Consider the following 25,290-nt stretch of genomic DNA (forward strand, 5'->3'; position numbering starts at 1 on the left):
TTATAAGGTCCAGTATTTAAGTTCGTTAATTTTTCCCTTGTAAATTCCTTTTATGTCAATTATAATGCCGTTTTTATCTGAAATTGATTGAAAATATGCCTCTTCAAGGTTTAAATACTGCTCGTGTTGCACCGCTATAATAATACAATCATAGCTTCCTTTGGGTTGCCCAACCATTTCGAGGTCGTACTCGTGGTAAACATCGGCAGAGTCGGCAAAGGGGTCGGTAATATCAACCTGCACCGAAAAAGATTGTAGTTCCTTTATTAAGTCGGTAACTTTAGTATTTCGAATATCGCTAACGTTTTCTTTAAAGGTAATGCCCATAACCAACACTTTTGACTGGCTTAAATTTTTACCCACCCGCAAAATAAACTGAACCGCTTTTTTGGCTATAAACGAACTCATTTCGTCATTTACGCTGCGCCCGCTTAGTATAACTTGTGGCCGGTAGCCCAATTGATTCGATTTGTGCGTGAGGTAATAGGGGTCAACGCCTATACAGTGGCCGCCCACTAATCCGGGATAAAAGCGCAAAAAATTCCATTTGGTACTTGATGCAGCTAAAACATCGTGGGTGCTAATGCCCATCCGGTCAAAAATAAGCGCCAGCTCATTCATTAAGGCAATATTGAGGTCGCGCTGGGTATTTTCAATTACTTTGGCAGCCTCGGCAACTTTTATAGAACTTGCCTTAAACACGCCGGCGGTAATAATATGTTCATATACTTGGGCAATGGTATTTAATGCTTCTTCGTCGCAGCCCGATACTACTTTGGTAATTTTGGTTAAGGTATGGTCTTTATCGCCTGGATTAATGCGCTCGGGCGAGTAGCCAATTTTAAAATCTCGACCGTGTTTTAATCCGGATATTTGCTCGAGTATTGGCAGGCAATCTTCTTCGGTACATCCGGGGTAAACCGTACTTTCGTAAACAAAATAATCGCCCGGTTTAAGCACCCGTCCTAAAGTTTGCGAAGCAGATTTTAAAGGTTCGAGGTTGGGTACAGAATGTTCATCTACCGGAGTAGGCACAGCCACTATATAAAATTGGGCATTTTTTAAATCATCCGGAGTATGGGTAAATAAAATATCGCAATTTAAAAAAGCTTCTTTTTCTAATTCGCGGCTGGGGTCAATACCTTGCCGCATTAAATCAATGCGCGCTGCATTAATATCGAAACCTATCACCGAAAAAAACTTGGCAAACTCAAGCGCAATAGGTAAGCCAACATAGCCTAAGCCAATTACAGCCAATTTGGCCTCTTTATGCAATAATTGATAATAAAGTGTATTGTTCACAAAATAGATAGCCTATGATTATCTTTGCCGGCAATTATGGTAAAACAAGGTGCAAATTTAGGCATTATCGGCCAATTTAGGCTATTAACAGCAGTGGTTTTTGGGCTGTTTACTATTTTAAACCCAGTTGAAACGGCTAACGCACAAACTAATGGCTACAAAATAACCTTAGAAATTAACGAAGCCAATGAAAGTGCTGCTACCATTAAAGTAAAACAATATGTGCCTAAACAAACGACCACAACCTGTATTTTTGTTTTTCCGATAGCAGGTTATGGCAACGCAGGCCGGCTAAAACTTTCAGACAGGCTAAGTTTATTTAGAGCTATTGACCAAAAAGGCAAAAAATTAAAAATTGAAACCTTTAATAACGATGGATTCACTATTTTTAATGCCACAGAACTGCAGTATATTGAATATGAAATGCAACTGCCCACTAACGACCCGGCCCCGTCGGCGGCAACTTTTATAGACAATGCTCAAAAAAAAGCATGGCTAATTTATGCCCGCGGATGCCTTGGCTATTTATACCAATATCCGGATTTGCCCGTTGAATTAACCGTAATCAAACCTAAAGGCTATTATGGGGCAACAGGTTTAGCCAATATTAATAGCACCGACACGAGCGATATTTTTACCGCCGATTCGTTTATTAATTTAGCGCAGCACCCAATTTTATATGCCCTGCCCGATACAATGGGCTTTACCTTAGGCCAAACACGTTTTACCTTAGCCGTTTATAGCACCGGCAATAAATTAAACAGCAAAAAACTGTTTTACACCTTTAAAAGGGCGGCAAAAGCAGCGAGTAATTTTTTGGGCGGTTTTGAGGTAAAACAATATACGTGCAGCCTATTTTTTAACGAACTGGCCGATAGCAGTTTGTTAGATGCCCGTGGCCATAGTGCCAACAAATTTATATCGGCGTACGGCGGAGTTACGGGCGGCATGGGTGCTTTTTTTGTTTTGCCCGATATTACTAAAACCGAGCATTTACTACAACGAACCGAGCACGTTTTTACGCACGAGTTGCTACATACGTTTTTGCCCTACCATTTGTTTAGCGCAGAGGCAGCCTGCGCTGGCTTTTGCCCCAACACTCCACCAACAAAACTATTGTGGTTATACGAGGGTTTTACCGAATATTTTACGTTGTTAGCCTTGCTGCGCGAAAAACAATTAACCGAACACGAGTTTTTTTACCAAATGGGCGAATACCTGTTTCAAACACAACAATATCCGGATGTTTCACTAACCGAAACATCGGCTAAAATCAATACTAAAAAATCGCCAAAATGGGCTATGCCCATGTTATACCACAAAGGTGCCGCCGTAGCTTTTTTGCTCGATGCCCAGTTACAGCATAATAAACAAATTAGCCTGATAGAATTACTTCAAAAAATGGCCAAAAAACAAAAAAATCAACCATTTGACGAAACATTGTTGCCCGAAATTTGGGCTTTGTTGGCAAATTATCCGGAAATAATTGCTTGGTACAACCTATTTATAGCTGGCCGGCAGCCACTTCCTATTAATGAAATTTTGTTGCCCATGGGCTTGTCCTTTCATCAAAACTATACCGATACTTTGGGTACTTACGGTAAATTTTGGATTACACCCAACTACAAACAAAAATCGCTGCATTTTGTAAAGGTTAAGGCAAATAATTTAAATGTAAAAAACAACGACCAGTTGCTTAGCATAAACGGCGAACCCCTTACCATTGCACTGTTTGGCAAACTGCAATACCTGCTTTACAACCCGCAGCCAACCGACACGATACACCTTAGTGTAAAACGCCAAACTTCCGAAATACAAATAACCGCCCCAGCGCAAACAAAATTGGTAAGGCGTAGTTTTATTATAAAAAAGCAAAAAAAACCTACGGTAATTCAAGCGCAAAATTTAAACCTGCTATTGTTTGGGGCCACACAAAAAATAAATTAATATATTTTACTACACACAATAATTGTATGGATTCACTTACTCAATTTGTACTTGGTGCCGGTATTGGCGAAGCAGTTTTAGGACGAAAAATAGGTAACAAAGCTATTTTATGGGGCGGTTTGGCCGGCACAATTCCGGATTTAGATATTTTAGCCAACCCATTTTTAGACGAGTTAGGTAAAATTACCATCCACCGAAGTTTTACCCATTCCATATTTTTTTCGGTAGTTATTGCTCCTGTTTTGGCTTATTTACTGCATAGATGGTACAAAAATAGCCCTGCCACTGCCAATACCACCACTTATACCGACTGGCTTTGGCTGTTTTTTTTAGGTTTGCTAACCCACCCCCTGCTCGATGCACTGACAGTTTATGGTACGCAATTATTTTGGCCATTTACCGATTTAAGGGTAGGTATTAATAGTGTTTTTATTGTTGACCCGTTTTATACCTTACCTTTTTTAATAACTGTAATTTGGTGCTGGCGACTGCCCAAACAAAGCCCAAAACGGCGCAAAATTAACCGTATTGGTTTAATAATGAGTTGTGCTTATTTGTGTTTTGGCTTGGTTTGCAAACAATATGCCAATTACCGCTTTGAACAAGCTTTTGCCAACCAAAACTTACACGTTAGCCGCTACTTAACCGATGCTACCCCCTTCAACTGCCTTATGTGGTACGGCATAGGCGAAACAAAAGATGGCTATTATATGGGCTACTATTCGTTTTTTGACGATGGCCCGCATATTGACCTCGACTTTGTAAGTCGAAATGATTCGCTGCTTACCCCAGCCATGCAAAATGCTTATGTGGTAAACCGTATTAAATGGTTTAGTCGCAATTATTATACGATTCGCAAACAAAACAACGAGTTGTTTATGTATAACCTAATTTTTGGCCGGATGAATATTGTTGGGCGTGGAAACGACAATAATTATGTATTTGGGTTTAAAATTAGCGAAAACGCGCAAGAGCAGGTAAGTATGCAACAGGTTGAAACTTACGACCCCAATTTAACCTTGGGCAAGGCACTTCATTTGCTTTGGGAGCGTTTTAAAGGCAATCGAAATCCGGAATAAAATTTTAAGCGCAGCCTATTATTCGACTATGTTATAATCGCATGTTTTTAAGTGCCTTGCAAAATCTTAGCATTATCTCTGACTACCTCCATACCAAAGAAATATAAGTAAGATTTTGGTCGTGCTGTGGCTCCCAAAAAAGAAAGGTAAGTGCTGGATTATTTACCCAAAATAGGCGATAGGATTTTTGGGGTTAAAGTCGATGGGGTAATCCCAAAGAGCGGCGAACCATTTTCGGCGTTTTTTGGTGAGTGCTATTTTGAGTTTTAAAGCGCCGTTTACTTTTTCAAAATAAGCACCAATAGCAAAGACTCTGTATCTGAGCGTGGATAATGTTTTTTGGGTTTTTTCTTGTAACACAAAGAAGCGGAACCGGGACATGAGATTATAAGCAATCATCACAAAGATTAGTGCTGCTTCTGTTGCAAAAAAACCTTTTAAATTAAAACTTTCTGCTCCAAAATCGTTCTTGAGTTCTTTTATTCGGTTCTCGGCATCGCCTCTAGCGCTATAGCTTCTCCAAATGTCGGTGGCACTATGTTTTAAATTGGTAAAATAGGCTGAATATCGGTAGTTTCTATGCAGTTCGTCTTCGGGAAATAGCGACAGTATTTTTCCGGGTGCATTAGGTCTTTGCTGAATTTTTTGCCTCACAATGACTATTCTTCTTTCTTGCTTCGAGTTATAAGTTTTGTAGGTTTTGCTGCATATTTCTATGCCGTCATCTACCGAAACCCACGCCTGATAGCTGTAAATGAGGTGTTGTATTGGGTGGGTAAACTTGGCGGTAACGATGTAATCTAAGGTGTTTTGTTCTAAATAATCGAACCAAATTAAGCGACAAGAGGGAAAAAAGTCACAAATTAATTTGATGATTAACCCTAATATTGCCGTAAATTTAGACAAGAGTTTTTTTTTCTCATAATCAGATACTCCCATGAAAAAGAACTTATTTAAGGGCAATATTTTTGTTTTCGTATGTACTTTAATGGCTTCTATTTATGGCCAAGCCCAAACTAAAATTTTTAGTTTGTTTTCAGAGAATTTTGAAAAACCTAAGTATTTTCAATTTCAATTAAACTCGGATACCATTCCGGCCAAAGGCGACAATAAATGGATTGTCAATAAAACTTACAATGGCTCGGGCGTTTACCCCAATACTACCGACCAAAACACAACTATGTCTGAGCAAATAGGCAATCCCAACGAACATTATTTACATATTCACGACTCGAAAAAGCCCGGCGGGGCAGCCAATGCCAATTTTGACCCAACTAATGCCAGCGAAACCTGGGCAATTTTACCGCAAGGTATTTGCACCATGTCGTTGGTTGATATTAGGTTTGTGTTTTTTTGGTTGGCCGAAGGCTCGGCAAACTCATTTGGCGAAGTATATTATAGCGCCGACTATGGCGCTTGGACGCAAATTGGCCAAACCAAATACAATAATCAAGGCATTTGGAAATTTGAAGAAATTAAAGACGTTTCGTTTGAAAATGTTGAAGATTTGCGTTTTGCTTTCAGGTGGGTGAATCCAGGCGGCGAATCGCAAAACAGCATGTCGTTTTCCATTGACGATGTGCATATAATTGGCACCTACGCCCCCAACGCCAACCCCGTTGATATTATTATTAGCGATATTGTTGCTGAAGTTTGCAAAGGAACCACTTTTATTTTTACCTTCGAGTTTACCGACACCCTTTGCGATGGTTCGTATTTAATTATGCTTTCAGACGACACGGGTTCGTTTGATAACCCAACCAGTTATTGGTCGTTCAGTTACCCCTACCCTTTCACTACGGGCACTTTTGGTTTAACCCTTCCAACAGATGTATATCCGGGCAATTGTTATAAAATTAAAATCAATCGCTTGTCACCTTTGCCTGCCCTTGAAGGTATTGCCTCGGTATGTTTTAAAATATTAGATTGCGATAATACTATAACCACCAGGCAGCCGCCGGTCACGTTTGAGCAGGGCAACGGCGACACCCTGTGCATGGGCAGCGTCATTGATGCCCCCTTTCAAAGCTGGGGGGTATTTAATGCGGGTAATCTTTATATGCTTGAGTTAAGCAAACCCGATGGCACTTTCCCACCTCCGGGCAAACCTAAAATTTTAGGCAAAAATCCGGATGATAAAACCTATAACGATTTGTTTTTCCCACCCGTAGGCAGTGTGGGCGGGTTAGTTCCCGATACCATCCCCGAAAGTTGCAACTATTAGGCTTAATGGACATTTTTTAGGCTAAAAACCTTCGAAAGCATTACTATTGTTAGCTTTGAGGACAATCAAAGGTTATGAATAAAAAAAATGCTTTTACTGTGGTAAAAGGTTTGTAAAGAAAAACGGACTTGTAAAAGGAGTTCAATTGTATAAGTGTGCTCATTGTGGGAAACAATTTTTAGGTGGGCAACGCATCAATAACGAGCAAATATGGGAAGAATACAAAAGTGGTAAACAGACCTATTTGCAGTTAGCTCACAAGTATAATTGTTCTGTTAAAACGATTCAAAGGCGGTTAGACAAGATTAAAATAGTGGCTACGAAAAAAACAGGTAGAGTAGTCGTTGTATTAATGGACACCACCTATTGGGGGCGGGGTTTTGGCGTAATGCTTTTTAAAGATGCCTACACCAAAGAAAACCTTTTGAAATATTATGTAAAGACAGAGACCAATGGGCTGTATATAGAAGGAATTAAGGAGTTAAAAAGGCGAGGTTTTACTATTTCGGCTATTGTTTCAGGACGGAAGAAAAGGCTTAATTGCGTCGTTTAAGGGTATTCCTGTTCAAATGTGCCAGTTTCATCAAGCAGCAATAATTCGAAGATATTTGACCCGTAAGCCAAAGCTAAAAGCTGCACAAGAGCTGATGGATGTTGTAGATTTGATGAAGCAAACAGACAAAGAAAGCTTTGTCGGAGCATTAGGGCTATGGCTTGAAAAATGGAAAGTGTTTCTAAACGAGAGAACTGTAAATCCGACTACAAACAAATCGTTTTATACGCATAAAAGGCTTAGAAGTGCTTATCGTAGTTTGAAGAATAATTTACCTGGTTTGTTTACTTGGCACGATAACAGGAACTTCAAATACCTAACACAACCAATGCTATTGATGGACATTTCGCAGATTTAAAAACAAATTAAGAAACCATAATGGCCTATCAATGAAACGGAAAATGAAATTTATAGATGGGTTTTAAAGGTATAAGGGCTTTCTGAAAATATCAAAGGCTTACAATATACAGTAAGCCTTTGATAAGACATTTTCGTCAAGCATCTGTTTTATCCCTGACAAGTTGCTCCCCAGCAGAGCTTGTTTCCGTTTTTACAGACATGCAAAGAAATAAAATATTCAAGAATAATGTAAAAAAGTGAATAAAAAAACAGCATTAAAAATGTCCACTTGAACCAAGCGTCTAAAAAATAGCCTAATTTTTGTCCATTACTCCAACTATTACATACGGGTAAACTCGAGTTTGCCAGGTACTTTTGGTGCGCCCTGGGGGCCATTCTGCATCAAACAGTGCGATATTAAAACCAACGACAAAAAAGATATACAAGTTTGTATAACCGCCGAAGAAGGTGCTTGTGTTGATGTTAAAATTGATATCAACTATTTTGACCCCAATATTTTATACGACCCGGCTAATAATTTTATAGTCGAAATACGCGACCCTATGTTTCTTAACTTGGTGAATATGGGTGGCTTGGGTATTTTTCCCGGAACTAGCAACGATGTAGTGCAGGTATGTATGCCGAAATGGGGCGATTTAGGGGCTTTGGGCATGAAACCCGGCATGTATTATATGCGTATTGTAGGCACTAATTCAAACGATCCGGAAAATTTATTGGGCACGCTCATCCATTTAACTATCGGTGTTAAAAAACTTACTCCTCCATCGGTATATGCCACCGACACGGTAGTTTGTACGGGTAACACAGCTTTTTTCTATGTTACCAACGTTGACCCCGCCTCGACTTACGAATGGTTTTTTAACGGAAGTTCATTTTACCATGGCCCGGCAATGGGGGTATTTTTTAATAGCCCGCCCGGAACCGTATTTGACGTAACCGTACAAGAGACCTATTACAGCTGCAAAGGGCCCATGTCGCCCCCTATAAAAGTGTATGTAACTGGCCCGCCTAAAACCATTTTAATCGGTGATACTGTTTCTTGTGTAGGTTTTACCGCTGAATATTGTTTTACGGGAACAAACACCATATTTAAATGGCAAACTAAAGGTGCTACCATAATTGCCCAAGATGAATCGTGTATAACTGTTTTATTTACGGATACAATTAGCAACACGGCCAAAATAATATTAACTGCTTATAATGATTGTGGCGGTTTTGAAGATACTATTGCAGTAAATCTAACGCCTAAAATTAGCGTTAGTGTGCCCAACCAAGTTAGCATGTGCAAGGGTCAGTCGGCAACAATTGAAGCCACAACAATGGGCAATTTCTTTTTGGTGTGGATGGACGCAAAAGACAATATTTTAGCAAAAAACACGAATAGCTTTACCGTTTCGCCGGCAGAAACAACTTATTATACCTTATTAATATCAAACGATTTATGCGGAAAAGTTGAACGCAAAAAGATAATCGTTAAAGTTAGCGACACTTTAGATGCCGTTTTTAAATTCACCGTGTTGCCCAACGATATGTTGCAGGTAACTGCCATTACAAAAAGCGGCACCCCGCCTTACACTTTTAACTGGTACAATGGCGAAACAACTACTGATAATATTAGTTTTGACCCCAACGAAACGCCAACAATATTTTGTACTATTGCCGATTATTTTGGCTGCGCCACCACTTTAGTTGCCTCTTACCCTTATATTACAAGTGCCGAAACAGTGCAAAATCAGTCGGCAACGGCATTAAACTGGCATATTTTACCTACCCCGCAAGATGGATGGTTTTCACTTAGTTTAAACGCGCAAAATGTTTTAAACGGCAATATCAAAATGAAAAAAACAATATTTAGAGTGTATAATATGTTGGGGCAATTAATTGTTAGTACGTCTATAAATACTACCGACAACCAACCCCTGCTGCTAAATTTAAGCCATTTGCCAAAAGGAATTTATTTAGCCTCGTTATACTCAAAAGACAAATCAATTACACCTTTGAGTCAAAAATTTATAAAACAATAAATTAGGAAGGCAAATTACCGTTATTTTTTTCCGGATAAAATAATAGCTGTCAATACGCTTCAATTACCTAAAGGAAGGAGCAAATAGATAGAATATATTAAAATCGCACTTCAATATGATGAGAGTTGTATTGGTATTTGTAAGTAATGGTAAAATTATATAAATCGCATATTTTTTTAACCAAAGCCAAACCCAACCCCATTGATTTACTTGCCTGGTCATTTTTAAAGAAACGCTGATACAAGGTATCGGGGTCAACCCGCAAAGGTGCGCCCGAATTATCAATTACAAAACCGCGCGGAAGGGTACTAATCCGGACAAAGCCGCCGGAAATATTATGCAATACGGCATTTTTGACCAAATTATTCATAAGCACCTCGGCCAAAGTAGGGTTCATATTTACCATTAGTTTTTGTTGCACTTGGTTTTCAATGGTTAGTTGCTTTTGGTCTATCTGAAACTCCATCATATCAACAGCGTGCTTTGCCAATTGCGACATATCTACGGGTTCGGTAAGGGTAAACTGGCGATTTTCTATCCGACTTAACAAGGTTAGAGTTTTTACCAACCTCGATAATTTGCCTAACTGGTCATCTATGCTTTGGATGGTGTCCATTTCTTCGCGGCCTAAGTTTTCGCTTTGCATTAGCAGTTCTAATTTTACACGCATAGAAGCAATAGGCGTTTGCAACTCGTGCGAGGCATTTTCTGAAAACTCTTTTTGGCTAATATAGTTTTGGTGTGCTTTGCGGGCAATTCTGTTTAAAGTAGTATTTAGCAGGCTAAACTCCTCAATATCGGTAGCAGGCAAATTAAGTTGGCTGTTTGTTTCGAGGTCGTATTTTCGCAGGGCTGTTAAGGAGTTATAAAAAGGTTGCCACAGGCCGCGCGTGTACCAACGGGCAAACCGTATAAATAACCACATTAACACAATCGATAAAACCAAATACATAAGTATTGACATGCTAAAACTAAACCAGTTATTAGTATATTGCCGCAGTTTTATTTCGTAATACCGGCCTTCAATATAGGTGTTTACAACTAATACTTTGTAAATCGAGTACGGTGCGTGGTACGATACTTCGCGGGTAAAATAATCGGTATAGTTAATTTTAAGCGGGTTCGATTCAATTTCGGTGATAACAACGTCTTTATCGTTTTTAAACGATTCTAAAGTAATATTAATATCTTTTGTTTCCATGAGTTGCCTCACTACGTGGTCGCGTTTTTCTACTAAATTACTTTCTATATCGTTATAATACCAGTATCCTACCGCAAACAGCAGAACAATACCCAAGGCAACCACAATTATTAAATATATAACAATAAATGGCGGTAATACTTTTCTGACAAGTTTCACGGTAGTATTTTATTATTGCTTATTGATGAAAACCTCCTGCTTAACGTTATACTTAATCTCTGCCTAAAACCAAAGTAACAAACAAACTATTACCGGCCTGCGATGCTGCAACAGCTAAACCAATATGGCTCAAATTAGCATTAAAAAGATAAGTATTATGGCTAACTGAATTCTGCCATAAACTTAAAATTTCGCGAGCCAAACCTGTAGCTGATGGCAAAACATAACGTGTAACGCCGCCTTTTTGATGCTGTGCTAATCCTTTTTGCTGTAAAAGTTCCACTACATTGAAGAAATCACCACCATAAAATTGCACCCGGTCAATAACCGTTTTTTTGCCCTCAACAGCTTGCTGGTGCGATAGTTTTTGCGTTTGCACCTGATAGGCAACATGGTCAGAGGCGGCATTTAGTAAGACCGAATTTTGTAATAAGGGGGCAAGGTTGGCATTAGCTCTGTGCTGATTAACCAATAAAATAAGCTCCTTTTCAAGGTCGGCTATATAATCCAAATCTAAAGTTTGAAAATTATCTATACTTGAATTAGATATAAGGTTTGCTTCTACCTCTTTAGCTTCGTTTTCCGGATTTATTCCTTCGTTTTCCGGATTTATTCCTTCATTTTCCGGATTTATTCCTTCATTTTCCGGATTTATTCCTTCATTTTCCGGATTTATTCCTTCATTTTCCGGATTTATTCCTTCATTTTCCGGATTTATTCCTTCATTTTCCGGATTTATTCCTTCATTTTCCGGATTTATTCCTTCATTTTCCGGATTTATTCCTTCGTTTTCCGGATTTTTAACATTAACAAGCTGGTGTTTATTTAGCGCTGCATTGAGCCATTTTTCAATGGTTTCTTGCGTATGTACGCCAACTAAGGAGGCAATTTTTTGCCCCTCAAAAAATATTTGCAAATGTGGTACGCCCCTTATGCCTTGTTTTTGGGTAATTTCTCTGTTTTTATCAACGTCAATGCTGGCCAAAACCCATGTGCCGGCTGCTTTCTGAGCCAGCGCAGTTAAAATAACTCCCATTTTGTAACAGGGGCTACTCCATTCAGCCTGATAATAAGCAATAACGGGCTGTTGGTAACTATTATTTAGAATGCCCTCCGTAAAATTAGCAACTGCATTAGTTTTCATGGTTTTACTACTTTGTTATTATTTTGTTTTTCTTGAGATAAGCAAAGTTTGCAGATTATTGGCAAATAATTATCCTACTTTTATTTGAATAGATTGGGTTAAATCTTCGCGTATGGTATTGGGTATTTCTAAAATAAAATTGGGTCCAAATGCTTGTGCGGGAGTAAAAAAGCCTTTCAAATTTTGGCCCGAATTATCGGTTTTATTGAGCAGTTTTTTTGCCCCTGCTATGGCGGTTAAGGCGGTTAAGGTATAGGTTTCGGGCAAAATTAGCCTTACTGATACCAAGTTTCCGTTTTCATCTGTTACTTCGCCCCAGGCTAAACTATTGCCGCGCTGCCGGTTTTTTTCGTTGGGGCCAATGCCATAAATTTTTTGGGTCATACTGGTAATTATATTTTTAATAAACTTACGCCTAACCAACCATTTAGCGCCATCGGCCAATTTAAACATGCGCAACAAAGTGTTGTTGATGCCTAAAAAAGTTGTAATATTGGGTATGTCTGTACTGTACCACGCCGACGAAACATCGGCCAAAGGTACACTTACCGCCAATCGGGGCCGTTTGCCCTCAAAATTTATTTCGCGCAAATAGTCGGTATGTGGTACGGTTAGCAATTGGTTATTGCGCCTAACCACGCTGCCATAGCCTAAACTCATTAGTGCTGTGTTTACCGTTCCTTGCGAAAATCCGCCACCAAAGCCCATAACGCCCAAGTTTAAATGCGTTGCGCTGGGCAATTTATTTTTTAAATAAACCGCCAAACAGTCGGTTGGCACCACGTCAAAGCCCATTCCGGGAATGGCCACTATCCCTGCTCGCTCTAACAAATAATCGTAAGTAGCTATTTTTTCAAAAACGGCAATTTCGCCCGTTATATCTAAATAATGGCAGCCGTTTTTCATACACGCTTCTATTAACGGCTCGAAAGTATTTATAACAGGCCCGGCACAGTTAATTAACACGTCGGCAGCCAATACCATATCATTTACTGCTTCGCGCTGCTTTAGGTCGGCAACCAATATTTTAAGGCCATATTTTGCGGCTATGGGCACTAATTTTTCGTGCGAGCGACCGCCCAATATAGGTTTAAGGCCTTGCTGCACTGCTTGCTCAACTATTAATTGCCCCGTATAGCCATTGGCACCATAAATAAGCAGGTCGGTATTATTAGTGGGTGAGGTAGAATTATTTGGCATCTATAAAAAAATATTATATTTAGTTTATGTTTTATTAATTAAATTTAAATTACATCTGAACAGATACACACGCGAGCGAATTGCGTGCACCTATAACAAGTTAATGAACTAACAAAGTTCAAAGTTACAACCCTTTTTACAAGTTTAAAGTATTGTACCATTTTTGGGTAGCAAAAAATCTATTTTATGTTTGAAGCAATTTTAGCGATGGGTTTATGTGTATCTTTGTTAGGCTACATAGTTTTTAAAGAATTAATTACAAAAAAATCACCTAAAGGTTTGTATAATCAAAACAATAATCGTACCTTTGCACTTTAATTAAAAAAGCATTGTAATAGAATATGTCACGGATTTGCCAATTAACCGGAAAAAAGCCCATTACCGGCCACTCGGTTTCTAAGTCGAACCGCAAAACCAATCGTTGGTTTGCCCCCAATTTGCAAAAAAAGCGTTTCTTTATTCCTGAAGAAGACCGTTGGATAACCTTAAAAATATCTACCTCGGCATTGCGCACCATCAATAAAAAAGGTATTAGTGCGTATTTAAACGAACTTAGTGCCAAGGGTGTATCTGTTAACTTTTAAAATTGTAATTAATTTACCACCATGGCTAAAAAATCAAAAGAAAATCGAATTCAGGTAATTTTAGAGTGTACTGAGCATAAAGCAACCGGTGTACCCGGAATTTCGCGTTACATTACAACTAAAAACCGCAAAAATACGCCAGCCCGTATTGAGTTAAAAAAATATAACCCAATTTTGCGTCGCTATACTTTACACAAAGAAGTTAAATAAACAGCGAAACAATATTGCAGTTAAATAACTGTCATCTGTTTGTCAGTATTTATCTTTAAAATTACAAAACACAAAATATTAATATTATAAAATGGCAAAAGTATCTAAAAACGCCCGTGTAACCCGGGGTGGTGGTGGCAAAGATCACGTTAAAGTGGTAGTATGCGAACGCGACCCTAAAACCGGTGCTTACGTTTATAAATCGAAAATTGTACACAAAGACAAATTAGAAGAAGCCCTTAAAGGCAACGCTTAATTTAAATATATTTGATTTTATTAATCATGTATATTATTTAAGTGTCAATTTGAAAGAATAGACATTTGTGTTTGTTGCTACAATTATCCTATGCTTTAATAGGTAAAGAGCTTCCCTCAATGCCATAGGGAGGCTCTTTATTTTTTAATACCCAACCACCTCGCTACCTGCATCTATCCATCTATTTATATAAGCAACTTAAAATACAGCCCAATGTCGTTTTTTGATAAATTGTTTGGCAAAAAAAATAAACCCCAAACAGAAGAGCCCCTTATAACCGAAGTACCACAACAAGAAACCGAAATACCACAGGATCCGGATTTTGAGGACACTAATCCGGAGGAAGTAACTACTACCCAAACTCCGGAAGAAAGCCAAGAAAATCAAGAAGAGGAGCAACAACCCTCCGAACCATCGCCCACTCCGGTAGCGGAACAGCAAAATTCTTCAAGCAATGAGGACACAACAACCGAAAAAAACGAAGGTGGAGGCTTTTTCTCATTTTTAGGATTTGGTAAAAATAAAGCCGCCGACCAAAAAGCCTTAGAAGATGGTTTAGAAAAAAGTAATGATGGCATTTTTAACCGCATAAGCAAGGCCATTGCCGGGCGTACCGAGGTTGATGTAGATGTTTTGGATGCTATTGAAGAAGCTTTGGTAGCCTCGGACATAGCGGTAGATACGGTTATTAAAATTATTAAACGGTTAGAAGACAGAATTGCCCGCGACAAATACCTGAATACTAACGAGGTTTACAGTATGTTAAAACAAGAAATAATTGACATGCTAACCGAAAGTAATACACCAGATTACACCAATTTTAATATTCCGGATGTAAAACCTTTGCCGTATATTATGTTGGTTGTGGGAGTTAATGGCGCCGGAAAAACTACAACTATTGGCAAATTATCGTGGCAATTTAAACAACGTGGCCTTAATGTTATGGTTGGGGCTGCCGATACTTTTAGGGCTGCCGCCGTTGAACAGCTAAATATTTGGGCCCAACGTGTTGGTATAGAAATTATTAAACACCCCCAAGATACGGACCCCGCCGCCGTTGCTTACGATGCCGCCCAAGCCGCCATAGCCCGCAAAGCCGATGTACTACTTATTGATACGGCTGGACGGCTGCACAATAAAAAATATTTAATGGACGAACTTTCAAAAATTAAGCGCGTTTTGCAAAAAGTTCATCCCAATTTACCCCACGATGTATTGTTGGTGCTCGACGGCTCAACAGGACATAATGCCCTGCACCAGGCCGAAGAGTTTACTAAAGCTACCGAAATTACTTGTATTGCCGTAACCAAATTAGATGGTACAGCAAAGGGAGGAGCGGTAATTTCTATCGCTGATCAATTTAAAATACCCATCAAATACGTGGGCGTTGGCGAAACTGTTGACCGCCTACAAGTGTTTAATAAACGCAACTACGTTGAAAGTTTGTTTAAAAAACGGCAATAAGTTTCAAATAAAAAAACCAACTGCTAAGCATTAAAGCATCTCCGGCCAAGCTTATATTTAACTTGCTTCTTATTACTACTGGCAATAAGGATACTGCGGGTTATTTTTTGACGGGGCAAATTGCATTGCGCTATTTTCGGGCAGGCAACCAAGCTCGTCTAAGCTTGGGGCACTTAGTTGTAGTTTGGCAGTTTTGGTGGACGACCTCGAAGCAAACAAGCCCAAACCGCCTTTTACATTGTTGTAAATTGGTTTAATTTGTTGGTTGGTAATACTAAACTGCGCTTGAGTGGCATTTTGGTAGATACGCAGGTCTTCGCTGCCGGCAAATACTTCAATATCAATATTAGAAAAACGCCTATACATTAAATTATCCGGTTTGTTGGTAATTGAAGGGTGATTGCGCAAAAATTTAAAAAATGCACCGGTTGGCATGGTATAGGTAATAAACCCCGATGCCGACCCGTCGGAAGAAAAATTCTCAATCACATCGTATTTTATACTTTTATAAACCTCAATGGTGTCGCCATTTCCGGTTGATATTACATCGTAATAATTAAAATATAAATCGACATCATAATTAAAAGCGTTTTTTACGTTTTGCCAGCGTATGTCAAAATCGTCTCCTGTTAAAGAAATAGGTTCGGCGGTTTGTCCCGACTTAGGTTTTATAATTTTAAAGGTGTCTAAAATAGCAGTTTCGGCAGTCGCAGTATTTCCGGATTGGCTTTTAACCGATATTTCGTATTTGTAGTTATAATCGGGTTTTTCTTTAATTTTTAGTGGGGTATTAAAATAATACAAATAATAAGGGTTGTTGGCAAAAACACCTGTATCTTTTACAATACCATAATCGGCGGCATTTACCTTGGCCAGTGGCCATTCGAGGGTTGAAATAACAGTATTGCCCGACAATTTATAAGCTCTTAGCATTACAGCCAGCTCGCCATTATGATATAACGAGTCGTTGTTTTTGGCCATTACATAAGCGTCTGTTTCTTCGTCTAAGTAGGCCTTGTTTATCCGGATGAATTGTTCGGGTTTCGAGGCATCTAAGAGACCATAGATTAGGGTAATTTCTTTCCAAGGTGCTGCCACTTCAAAATCATTACTGCAAGACGAGGTGGCAAATAACAAACTAACAAAAGCGGCAACAGGTATTGTGCCCAATAAATAAATACGTTTTTTCACAAAAGGCAGGCTAATTTAACAATAGCATTATTGTTGTACTGAATTGGGCGCGAAAGATACGCCGATTAAATTTAAGACAAGGTCGTTAAAAGGCTAAATCTTGTTAAAATTCAATTTTTCCGGATAAAATTTTAGGGTTCAGCCATCATGAAAAAACATAAAATTCATGCTATTTCAAAAAAATTATAGTTTTTTTCAAAAAAAAAACATGTTATTTGGGCTTCCGGAAATTAATTATTATTCCCCATAACTACTTGATTATCAATAGTTTAAGATTGAATAATTTGCTTTTTAAGCGTTAAAAAACACATTTTTTTTGGTTTGTAATGCCTTATGTCGAGAATGTACTTTTGCAATATCAAACAAACAATTTTAAATAACAACAATTTTCTAATCAAATTTAAACTTTTTTCAAATGAAAAACATCATCACCCTTGCACTACTAACTTTAGCTTTTGCTTTCATCAACCCCATTACCAACCTACAAGCCCAAGACTGGAACCAAGAAGGGCAAGAAATGTACGAGGATCTAATGAATACGGTAAACCAAACCTACCAGGAAACCTACGACAAACACATGAGCGATTTCGCCGAGATTGAAAGGCAACAACGCGAAAACGAACAACTTTACTATGAGCAAGCAATGGATATGGTAAACCGCAGTTACGAAGAATCTTATGCGTACTACTCTGAGCTTTTTAATCAAATTATTGCCAACGCCGAAGCCGATGCCACCAAAATGCAAGCCGAACTTATGGCACAAGGCCAACTTGTTTACCAACAAGCCCTTGCCAAAGGTTACAGCGATGCCCAAGCTCAACAAATGGCTGTTAGCACTATTGGCAATATAGCCAGCACCAATAATATTACCAGCGGTTTTGGCCACAATTTAACCATGTCGATAATGAATAACTACCCCAACGGAAGCGGCACCTTGTACAAATACGCCGATGGTTCGGTTAGCAACTGGGCTACAAAATGGTAAATTAATCCAAACAAAAAATAGTACAGTAATATGTTTTATGGTGGGCTGTTGCCCCAAAACAGCCCACCATTTTGCCCATAACATTTAACTACTGAAACGCAATTTAAATGATAATTTTACCAAACAAGGAGGCCCTTTTTTATAGTTTTTAAAAAAAAATAAGCCCTTTTTTTAGCCTCCGGAAATTAATAATTTTCATCGTTAACTAATTGATTATCAAAACTTTAAGATTAGATTAGTTATTGCTTAGGAGTTAAAACACAAGTTTTTTAGGTTTGCAATCCCCCCCTTTCTTGCTGTATTTTTGTAACATCAAACAACCAATTATCAATCAAATAATTTTAAACATCAACAATTTTATCATCAAATTTATTTTTTTCAAATGAAAAACATCATCAGCTTTGCACTACTAACCCTAATTATTGCTTTTATTAACCCATCTACCAACCTACAAGCCCAAGATTGGAACCAAGAAGGGCAAGAAATGTACGATGAGCTAATGAATACGGTAAACAAATCTTACCAAGAAACCTACGACAAAGGCATGAACGATTACGCCGAAATAGAAAGGCAACAACGCGAAAACGAACAACTTTACTATAATCAACTAATGGATATGGTAAACCGCAGCTACGAAGAATCTTACGCCTACTATTCACAAATTTTTAACCAAATTATTGCCAACGCTGAAGCCGACGCTACTAGAATTCAAGCAGAACTTATGGCACAAGGCCATGCTGTTTACCAACAAGCCCTTGCCAAAGGTTACAGCGATGCCCAAGCTCAACAAATGGCAGTTGGCACTATTGGCAATATAGCCAGCACCAATAATATTACCAGCGGTTTTGGCCACAATTTAACCATGTCTATAATGAATAACTACCCCAACGGAAGCGGCACCTTGTACAAATACGCCGATGGTTCGGTTAGCAACTGGGCTACAAAATGGTAAATTAATCCAAACAAAAAATAGTGCAGTGATATGTTTTATGGTGGGCTGTTGCCCCAAAAACAGCCCCACCGTTTTTTCCGAAAAATAAAAATCACTACACCTTTTTAAATAAGAATTTACCAAACAAACTCAAACAAAGAAAGCGATTTTTTCGGTTTACGAAAAAATCGCTTTTTGTTTTTTATTGGAAATTTGAAAGACAAAATTTTAAAACTGTATTACTTTGGGTAATATTAACAGAATTTCGTTCTCTTCATTTGAGGGTAAAGCGTTTGCTGAGTTAGGAATAACATTTGAATAGGTATCGAAATTAGTTGGTTTTTCCTCCGGATTGTTTGGCTCTTTATTGTTATTATCTGTTAGCGCTAGTAGTGTGCTATTAAAATCCGGATATGCAAGTGATTCGGAAATATTTTCAAGTGTTGACGGTGGGTTGTCATTTGTAGGAAGATACGTTTGGTTTTGGCTCTCAACAATACTAATATGCTTGGTATTTTGCGCCTCGTACTTGCGCAACCAGGTTCGTATAATACGGCGTATATCGGGGTTGTCGCGGTAGGTTTTTATTTGTTGCCGTATTTTGGGTAATATGGTTAAGCGCTGAAAAGTTGGCAGTATTTGCTGTTGGATAATTGGTCGAATTTTTTCGAGCGGCAAAAATGTAAACCCAGTGTATTTATTGCGCTCAATCATTACTACCGAAACCTCGTCGGGGGTGCGTCCGTGGTCAATAATTAATAAATTAGGATGGGGGTAACTATACCAGCTAATAATTTGCCTTATTTTTTCGTTATGGTCGGCAGTGTTTGGTTTTTCGGGTGGTATAAAGTCTTCCGGAAAAAAATGCGGTGTCATCCATTCTTCAACTTTGGCTATGCCACAAAGCTCTAAATTTAATTGGTATTGTGCCGCCAAATTAGCTACAAAAGCAAGCGCACTCCAGCGGGTACTAAATTGCTGCAAAGGTTCGCTATCGGGCAATAAATGAGCAATATAAAATATTAAATAGCCTTCGGTATTTTTGCGGTAAAACAAACCATAACGGTATTTTTTGCGGCGTTGTGCCATGTTAAAAGCTGGCATGTATCGTTTTATCTCATCCGACTCTAAAAGCAAGGCAATGAGTTCGCTTCCGGTAAGTTGGTATTGTATCGAGTAAATTCGGGCTTTAAGTTGAAGGCGTTTTAGCGAATCTAAATCGGAGTTAAAATGGGTATAAACCCTTGTTTTAATATTTTTGCTTTTACCTAAATAAATGATGCGTCCTTTTTGGTCTAAAAAATAATAAATACCTGTTTGATTGGGCAGTTCTTCGGCTGTTTTGCGGGGCAAATTGACGGGGAACTTAGTATTTAACGCATCGGAATGAACTTGTTGTTTTTTGATGGGTTTGTTTGGGGTAATATACAAGTCTTCAAAAAGCCGCGCCATTAAAACCACACGTGCCTGGGGGTTCATGTTTTGATGATAGGGCAAGTTAAGGTGTTGGCAAATTTGCGCTAAATTGGGATTGGGTGTGAGAAAGTCTGTTTGTTTGTTTAGCAGGGTTTGCAGGTCTAAGTTTTTGTATTGAAACCGCATACTCAGCCGCTTAAACTCGTGGCGTAAAATAGCGTAAAACTGCCTAATAGCAAGTCCGGTAAGCACTGTGCCTTGTATAAATTGTTCAATTTGGGGGGCAAGCTCGGCAAAAGAAGGGGCGTTTGCCAATTGCGCTTCGGTTAGGTGAACGGTAGCGAGGTCAAAATCGGTAATTTCTTTTTGGGGGTTAATATAGCTATGCCAGGTTTGGGTAATTTGCTCGCCGTTATGCCGTGCCAAAGCCAACTCTACCACATTTTGTTGGTTTAAGCCGCCAATAAAATTAATATCGAGGATGGTAAATTGAATTTCCATGCTGCCACAGCGTTTAAATTTGAGCTGTTTTTATGGCACAAAGTTAATATTTTGTTTTGTTTTGCCGGATTTACTAAGATAAACAAACCTAAATGCCGATATTAATGGTGGAGCTGGTAGGGCAAAAAAAAAAACATCCGGATAAAATTAAAATTAAGGGCGACTTTTTTTGCCTTTCTACCGTTGGGGCAAAAACACTCAAGCTTTAGTTTATTCACTCCTTCCTCCGGAGATAGGGATGCCAACTGTATTTTAATTGTTCAGTAATCTGCAAATTATTCATTGCTGAAAGGGTAAAATTTTGCCAGCCCAATAAGCGACCAAAAAAGGGCAAAAACCCATAGTGCCCGCCTGAGTGTTTAAAGGAATATCGGAATTAAACACTACCATATACAATATAAAAAATGAAATAGCCCATGCGCTAAGCCAGCTATTAATTGGTGCCTGTTGCTGCAAAAATAATACCGACCTAAGCCAAAGCCACCAAACCCAAACCAATAGCAATAAACCCGCTACCCCTAATGCCGACCATATATAAAGCCATTGATGGTGTATATTCATAAGTTGCTTTTGATTAGTGCGCTCATAAATTTTGCCTAACTCGGGGCGCACATCGCCAGTACCCACGCCCCAAATCCAATTTTGGGCTACTAATTGCCAATGGTTTTGCCACGACAATAAACGGCGTAACGAGGTAAACTCGGTATAGTTTACGCTTTGGTAGTCGCCGCTTTTTAACATGGATATTTCCCAGCGAAGCTGCTCGTACCTGTAATATACTGCCGGAATTGTTTTTGAAGTGGTATAAGGGACAACTACCATAAAAACCAGTAAGGTTATTGCCAGAACGGCTATAGAGCCAGTTTTACCAAGCCGCTTTTTTAACCGGATATGTATAACTTGTTTATAAAATACAATTACCCATACCGCCAACGCCAATACAAAGCCTATTTGCCCTGCCCTGCCGCCCAAAATGGCAATAGTAGAAACCAACAGCAATAAAGTGCTAAAAAACGCTACTTGATGGCTCGGTTGAACGGGGCGTTTAAGCCGCTGCACATACCACCAAAACAAGGTAAATACCCCCAAAACCAACATATTGCACAAATGTAACCTGTCAATAAATGGGCTATACAAGCCAAACATAGGGTTTTGCGATTGCGCCTGAAATGGCAACATTAAGCCGTTTGCTGCTTGTACTATATTTGCAGCAGTATGGTGTGGTATAAAATTAAGCAGCAGTACACCCAAACACGAAACCCAAAGCGACAACAAAAACGACCAAATATAAGTGCTTAGATGCTTAAATAATTGCTTGCGATAGGCAATGACAGCAATAGGTACAGCCAATAAAGCGTTTATGATATACAAAAAATCGAAACCCCGTTTTATGTTTTCAGTGTGTACCATGCCCAATAAATAGGCAAACGGCAGTAAAATTAACACCGATACCCCTTTGTACTGCCATATTAAATAGATGGCAGGCTTAAAGCGGGCAAATAACCAAACAGCCGTAAAAATTATAATGCCAATCAAAGCCACCGAAGCTATCCCCTTTGATAGTGGCAGACCAAAAAACAAGCCTATCCATAATATATGTTGCAAATTATAAGCCCATGGTTTAAAAATAAACTCGCAGTTGTTTTTGGTTGTCATGTTTTAATTTAGGGAATCAAAAACTTGTAATATTACAAAAAGGCTAATATAGGTACACGCAACAAAATACAGCAACAAACTTTTGTATGCTCAATTAGTTGGCATTTTTTGTGCCAAGACATAGTTAAGACAAAAAGAACACACAAATAGTTGGCCACAGTTCTAATTTAGGCCGATTTATTTCTTTTTCTTTTATATCCGGAAAACTGATTTTAACTAAGTCCTAAAAAACAAACATTGGGCTGTTAAATGTTGTTTATCTTGTTTTAGGTATTAGATACTATATTAAAACGCACAACAATATGCCCTACCGTTTATTTACCGACCAAATGGGAAACATACTGCAAGTGCCTAAAAAGGTTAAGCGTATTGTTTCGTTAGTTCCTTCGCAAACAGAGTTACTATATCATTTGGGTTTAGAGGCCGAGGTAGTTGGTATTACAAAATTTTGTATTTATCCGGACGAGTGGTGGCGCAGTAAAACACGTATTGGAGGCACAAAAAATTTTAATTTCAAAGCAATAGCTGCACTAAATCCCGACCTCGTTATTGGCAATAAAGAAGAAAATTACCCCGAGGGCATAACGCTTTTACAAAAAAAGTACGCCGTATGGATGAGTGATATTTACAGTTTTGAACAAGCTTTGCAAATGATTATAGAAGTTGGCAAACTTACCAACCGCACAGCCATAGCTCAACAGTTAGCCCAAAATATAGAAGCAGATTTTATAAAAATGCCCAAAGCCAACCTAAGCGCAGCTTATTGTATATGGCACAACCCGTGGATGGCTGCCGGTGGCGAAACTTTTATCCACGATTTGCTTCAACGCTGTGGCTTCAAAAATGTATTTAAAAACCAGCCGCGTTACCCTATTTTTAGCCTACCTGAATTGGTTCAATTAAACCCGGAGGTAGTTATTTTATCATCCGAGCCGTACCCGTTTAAAACAAAACATGCCATTGAAATACAAAATGCGCTGCCAAATACCCAAGTAAAATTTATTCCGGGCGAATGGTTTTCATGGTACGGCTCAAAATTATTGGATGCTGCCCCACAAATTGCTAATTTTGTGCAAATTTTGACCAACACTACAAAAAAATCAACTTAATAAATTTCTCACCTCATGATTTGTTATATTGCTATTTTTTTTAATTGCCTGTTTTATACTAAAGTCAAGCATTTTTTTGCTGTCGTTTTATTGTTACTGATGGCAAGTTTTAATTTTAGTGGATTGGGCGTTAAAGCAACAGCCCAAAACGCGCCTGAAATTAATTACCCCCAAGTTACACATAATATAAAATATCTATTTACTGCCAGAACTTTAAACGATACCTTAGCAGACGCTTACGTAAATTTAAATTATCCGGAAGAGGTCGCAAAATTTTATGAACAACGCAATTATGTTCCCGGATGGTTTATTGGCAAAGACATTATAGCCAAAAATATCAATATGGTTCTTAGTGTTAAAAATGCCGAAAAAAATGGCTTACCCTCAAACGATTATCATTTGCCAACCCTAAGCCATATTTGGCAACAATACATTGAAAATTATTTACCCCCCACCAATACCGAGCTTGCCGTTTACGATGTTTTACTTACCGATGCCTGGTTAGCACTAGCAAGGCATTATTATTTGGGCAAACTGGTGCCACACCAAACAGATGCCAACTGGAACTGGGGGTACGAAACCCTTGATGACCCCAACCCTTTTGACCCAGTTGTTAAACTTTTACAAGAAATTGACGGCGAAAACCCCAGCCAAATACTCGAAGATTTTTTGCCAACCACCTTCGAGTATGCCATTTTACAACAACAATTACTGTTACTTAAAAATAAAACCTGGCCAGTAATTGACATGGGCGGCTTACAAGTATTACAAAAAGGGCAATCGCATCCGGTAGTAGCAGTTTTGCGGGAGCGGCTTACCGCATCGGGTGAGTTTGCCGCCGATGATCAACCAATAAATAATCCACAATTGTTTGATGAGAAATTAGAACATTCGTTAATGCGATTTCAACAATTAAATGGGCTATATTGCGATGGCTCGTTGCAACATTTAACTGTTCAAATGCTTAATATTTCGCCACAAACACGTTGCGACCAAATTAAAGCCAATTTAGAGCGATTGCGCTGGCAACCAAGGCAAAATCCGGAAAAAGATACTGTATTTATTGAGGTTAATATTCCCTCATTTGAGTTGAAATACCAACGCGGCAACACCAGAAAATTAACCAAAAAAGTGGTTGTGGGGCGCGATGTATTTGCCACCCCTATTTTAAACGATACGCTTCAAAAAATAATTATAAACCCATACTGGAATGTACCAAAAAGTATTGCAAAACAAGAGCTAATGCCCATGTTGGCCGAAGACCCCATGTTTTTTACTAATCACGACATCAGAGTGCTGAAAGGCAACAAATTAATAGACGCCAGCAGTATAAACTGGAAAAAAGCAAATCCGGATGATTATTTGTTTCAACATGCTGTAAATGTTTTTAACCCTTTGGGGGTGGTAAAATTTCAATTTTTGAACCCATTCAATATTTATATCCACGATACCCCCGAAAAAGAACTTTTTGACTATTCGATTCGCAGCAGAAGCCACGGATGTGTGCGCCTGCAAAACCCATTAGAACTGGCCTTGACCATACTTCAAACTGATGACCCGTCTTGGGACTCAACACGAATTGCCCAGGTCTTGTACAGTCAAAAACAAACACCAATTACGCTAAACAAACATATACCTGTTTATTTGCGCTACAAAACTGTTTATACCGACCAATTAGGATTTGTTTATTATTACCGCGATATTTATAACTGGGATAAGAAAACAGCCGAAGCGCTTCAAAACCCCATCCGGAAAAAAACAGGGGGAAAAGAGTCGGCAAATTAATAAACAAAA

At 38.7% G+C, this 25,290-nt stretch carries 20 protein-coding genes and 1 pseudogene; 13 read left to right on the plus strand and 8 right to left on the minus strand.

The features are described from left to right. Complete coding sequence (locus IPI59_14570) at positions 1 to 1,311, minus strand: nucleotide sugar dehydrogenase (protein MBK7528732.1); 1,311 nt, start codon at positions 1,309 to 1,311, stop codon at positions 1 to 3. Positions 1,312 to 1,338: 27 nt separating this feature from the next. Between IPI59_14570 and IPI59_14575 the strand changes: the two genes are divergently transcribed. Together IPI59_14575 and IPI59_14580 are read left to right on the plus strand one after the other, a co-directional pair. Further along, the gene (locus IPI59_14575) at positions 1,339 to 3,249 is read left to right on the plus strand and encodes a hypothetical protein (protein MBK7528733.1); all 1,911 of its coding nucleotides are present in this window, start codon (positions 1,339 to 1,341) and stop codon (positions 3,247 to 3,249) included. Between the two features lie 26 nt (positions 3,250 to 3,275). Then, entirely contained in the window at positions 3,276 to 4,328 is a 1,053-nt protein-coding gene (locus IPI59_14580) for a metal-dependent hydrolase (protein MBK7528734.1), read from the plus strand. A 162-nt stretch (positions 4,329 to 4,490) separates the two neighbouring features. Here IPI59_14580 and IPI59_14585 read toward each other — a convergent pair whose 3' ends face one another. After that, the gene (locus IPI59_14585; GenBank protein MBK7528735.1) at positions 4,491 to 5,162 is read right to left on the minus strand and encodes a transposase; all 672 of its coding nucleotides are present in this window, start codon (positions 5,160 to 5,162) and stop codon (positions 4,491 to 4,493) included. A gap of 103 nt (positions 5,163 to 5,265) precedes the next feature. Between IPI59_14585 and IPI59_14590 the strand changes: the two genes are divergently transcribed. The 3 genes and pseudogenes from IPI59_14590 to IPI59_14600 all read left to right on the plus strand — a co-directional run bounded on the left by IPI59_14590 (position 5,266) and on the right by IPI59_14600 (position 9,489). Further along, the gene (locus tag IPI59_14590; GenBank protein MBK7528736.1) at positions 5,266 to 6,552 is read left to right on the plus strand and encodes a hypothetical protein; all 1,287 of its coding nucleotides are present in this window, start codon (positions 5,266 to 5,268) and stop codon (positions 6,550 to 6,552) included. Positions 6,553 to 6,745: 193 nt separating this feature from the next. After that, positions 6,746 to 7,530, plus strand: a pseudogene (locus IPI59_14595) (hypothetical protein). Positions 7,531 to 7,806: 276 nt separating this feature from the next. Beyond that, complete coding sequence (locus IPI59_14600) at positions 7,807 to 9,489, plus strand: T9SS type A sorting domain-containing protein (protein ID MBK7528737.1); 1,683 nt, start codon at positions 7,807 to 7,809, stop codon at positions 9,487 to 9,489. Positions 9,490 to 9,586: 97 nt separating this feature from the next. Here the strand turns inward: IPI59_14600 and IPI59_14605 are convergent, their stop codons facing one another. From IPI59_14605 to IPI59_14615, 3 genes are all read right to left on the minus strand, one after another. After that, positions 9,587 to 10,849: a HAMP domain-containing histidine kinase gene (locus IPI59_14605; protein MBK7528738.1), complete on the minus strand. Its 1,263-nt coding sequence runs from the start codon at positions 10,847 to 10,849 to the stop codon at positions 9,587 to 9,589. 52 nt (positions 10,850 to 10,901) lie between these two features. Beyond that, a complete protein-coding gene (locus IPI59_14610; GenBank protein ID MBK7528739.1) occupies positions 10,902 to 11,993 on the minus strand; it encodes a hypothetical protein in 1,092 nt (363 codons plus the stop codon). Positions 11,994 to 12,062: 69 nt separating this feature from the next. Continuing rightward, positions 12,063 to 13,193: a saccharopine dehydrogenase NADP-binding domain-containing protein gene (locus IPI59_14615; GenBank protein ID MBK7528740.1), complete on the minus strand. Its 1,131-nt coding sequence runs from the start codon at positions 13,191 to 13,193 to the stop codon at positions 12,063 to 12,065. A gap of 341 nt (positions 13,194 to 13,534) precedes the next feature. Between IPI59_14615 and rpmB the strand changes: the two genes are divergently transcribed. The 4 genes from rpmB to ftsY all read left to right on the plus strand — a co-directional run bounded on the left by rpmB (position 13,535) and on the right by ftsY (position 15,707). Further along, on the plus strand, positions 13,535 to 13,777 hold the full coding sequence (gene rpmB / locus IPI59_14620; protein MBK7528741.1) for a 50S ribosomal protein L28: 243 nt from the start codon (positions 13,535 to 13,537) through the stop codon (positions 13,775 to 13,777). Positions 13,778 to 13,798: 21 nt separating this feature from the next. After that, positions 13,799 to 13,987, plus strand: a complete 189-nt coding sequence (rpmG, locus tag IPI59_14625) for a 50S ribosomal protein L33 (protein ID MBK7528742.1) — start codon at positions 13,799 to 13,801, stop codon at positions 13,985 to 13,987. A gap of 91 nt (positions 13,988 to 14,078) precedes the next feature. Further along, positions 14,079 to 14,243 (plus strand): DUF4295 family protein, encoded by a 165-nt coding sequence (locus IPI59_14630; protein MBK7528743.1) that lies wholly within the window; start codon positions 14,079 to 14,081, stop codon positions 14,241 to 14,243. 213 nt (positions 14,244 to 14,456) lie between these two features. Further along, positions 14,457 to 15,707, plus strand: coding sequence for a signal recognition particle-docking protein FtsY (gene ftsY / locus IPI59_14635; protein MBK7528744.1), 1,251 nt, complete (start codon positions 14,457 to 14,459; stop codon positions 15,705 to 15,707). 75 nt (positions 15,708 to 15,782) lie between these two features. Here the strand turns inward: ftsY and IPI59_14640 are convergent, their stop codons facing one another. Next, entirely contained in the window at positions 15,783 to 16,898 is a 1,116-nt protein-coding gene (locus IPI59_14640) for a DUF4249 family protein (protein ID MBK7528745.1), read from the minus strand. Between the two features lie 415 nt (positions 16,899 to 17,313). Here IPI59_14640 and IPI59_14645 point away from each other — a divergent pair, with 415 nt between their 5' ends. Both IPI59_14645 and IPI59_14650 read left to right on the plus strand, forming a co-directional pair. Next, positions 17,314 to 17,883 (plus strand): hypothetical protein, encoded by a 570-nt coding sequence (locus tag IPI59_14645; protein ID MBK7528746.1) that lies wholly within the window; start codon positions 17,314 to 17,316, stop codon positions 17,881 to 17,883. Positions 17,884 to 18,265: 382 nt separating this feature from the next. Then, positions 18,266 to 18,835, plus strand: coding sequence for a hypothetical protein (locus IPI59_14650; GenBank protein ID MBK7528747.1), 570 nt, complete (start codon positions 18,266 to 18,268; stop codon positions 18,833 to 18,835). 207 nt (positions 18,836 to 19,042) lie between these two features. On the opposite strand, the gene IPI59_14655 is transcribed toward IPI59_14650, so the two are convergent. Both IPI59_14655 and IPI59_14660 read right to left on the minus strand, forming a co-directional pair. After that, the gene (locus IPI59_14655) at positions 19,043 to 20,731 is read right to left on the minus strand and encodes a GIY-YIG nuclease family protein (protein ID MBK7528748.1); all 1,689 of its coding nucleotides are present in this window, start codon (positions 20,729 to 20,731) and stop codon (positions 19,043 to 19,045) included. A gap of 279 nt (positions 20,732 to 21,010) precedes the next feature. After that, positions 21,011 to 22,387 (minus strand): O-antigen ligase family protein, encoded by a 1,377-nt coding sequence (locus IPI59_14660; GenBank protein MBK7528749.1) that lies wholly within the window; start codon positions 22,385 to 22,387, stop codon positions 21,011 to 21,013. Positions 22,388 to 22,689: 302 nt separating this feature from the next. On the opposite strand from IPI59_14660, the gene IPI59_14665 reads away from it, so the two are divergent. Both IPI59_14665 and IPI59_14670 read left to right on the plus strand, forming a co-directional pair. Continuing rightward, on the plus strand, positions 22,690 to 23,496 hold the full coding sequence (locus tag IPI59_14665; protein MBK7528750.1) for an ABC transporter substrate-binding protein: 807 nt from the start codon (positions 22,690 to 22,692) through the stop codon (positions 23,494 to 23,496). 99 nt (positions 23,497 to 23,595) lie between these two features. After that, complete coding sequence (locus IPI59_14670) at positions 23,596 to 25,281, plus strand: L,D-transpeptidase family protein (protein MBK7528751.1); 1,686 nt, start codon at positions 23,596 to 23,598, stop codon at positions 25,279 to 25,281. Positions 25,282 to 25,290 lie beyond the last annotated feature (9 nt).

The sequence above is a fragment of the Sphingobacteriales bacterium genome, assembly GCA_016706405.1.
GTDB lineage: Bacteria > Bacteroidota > Bacteroidia > Chitinophagales > UBA2359 > BJ6.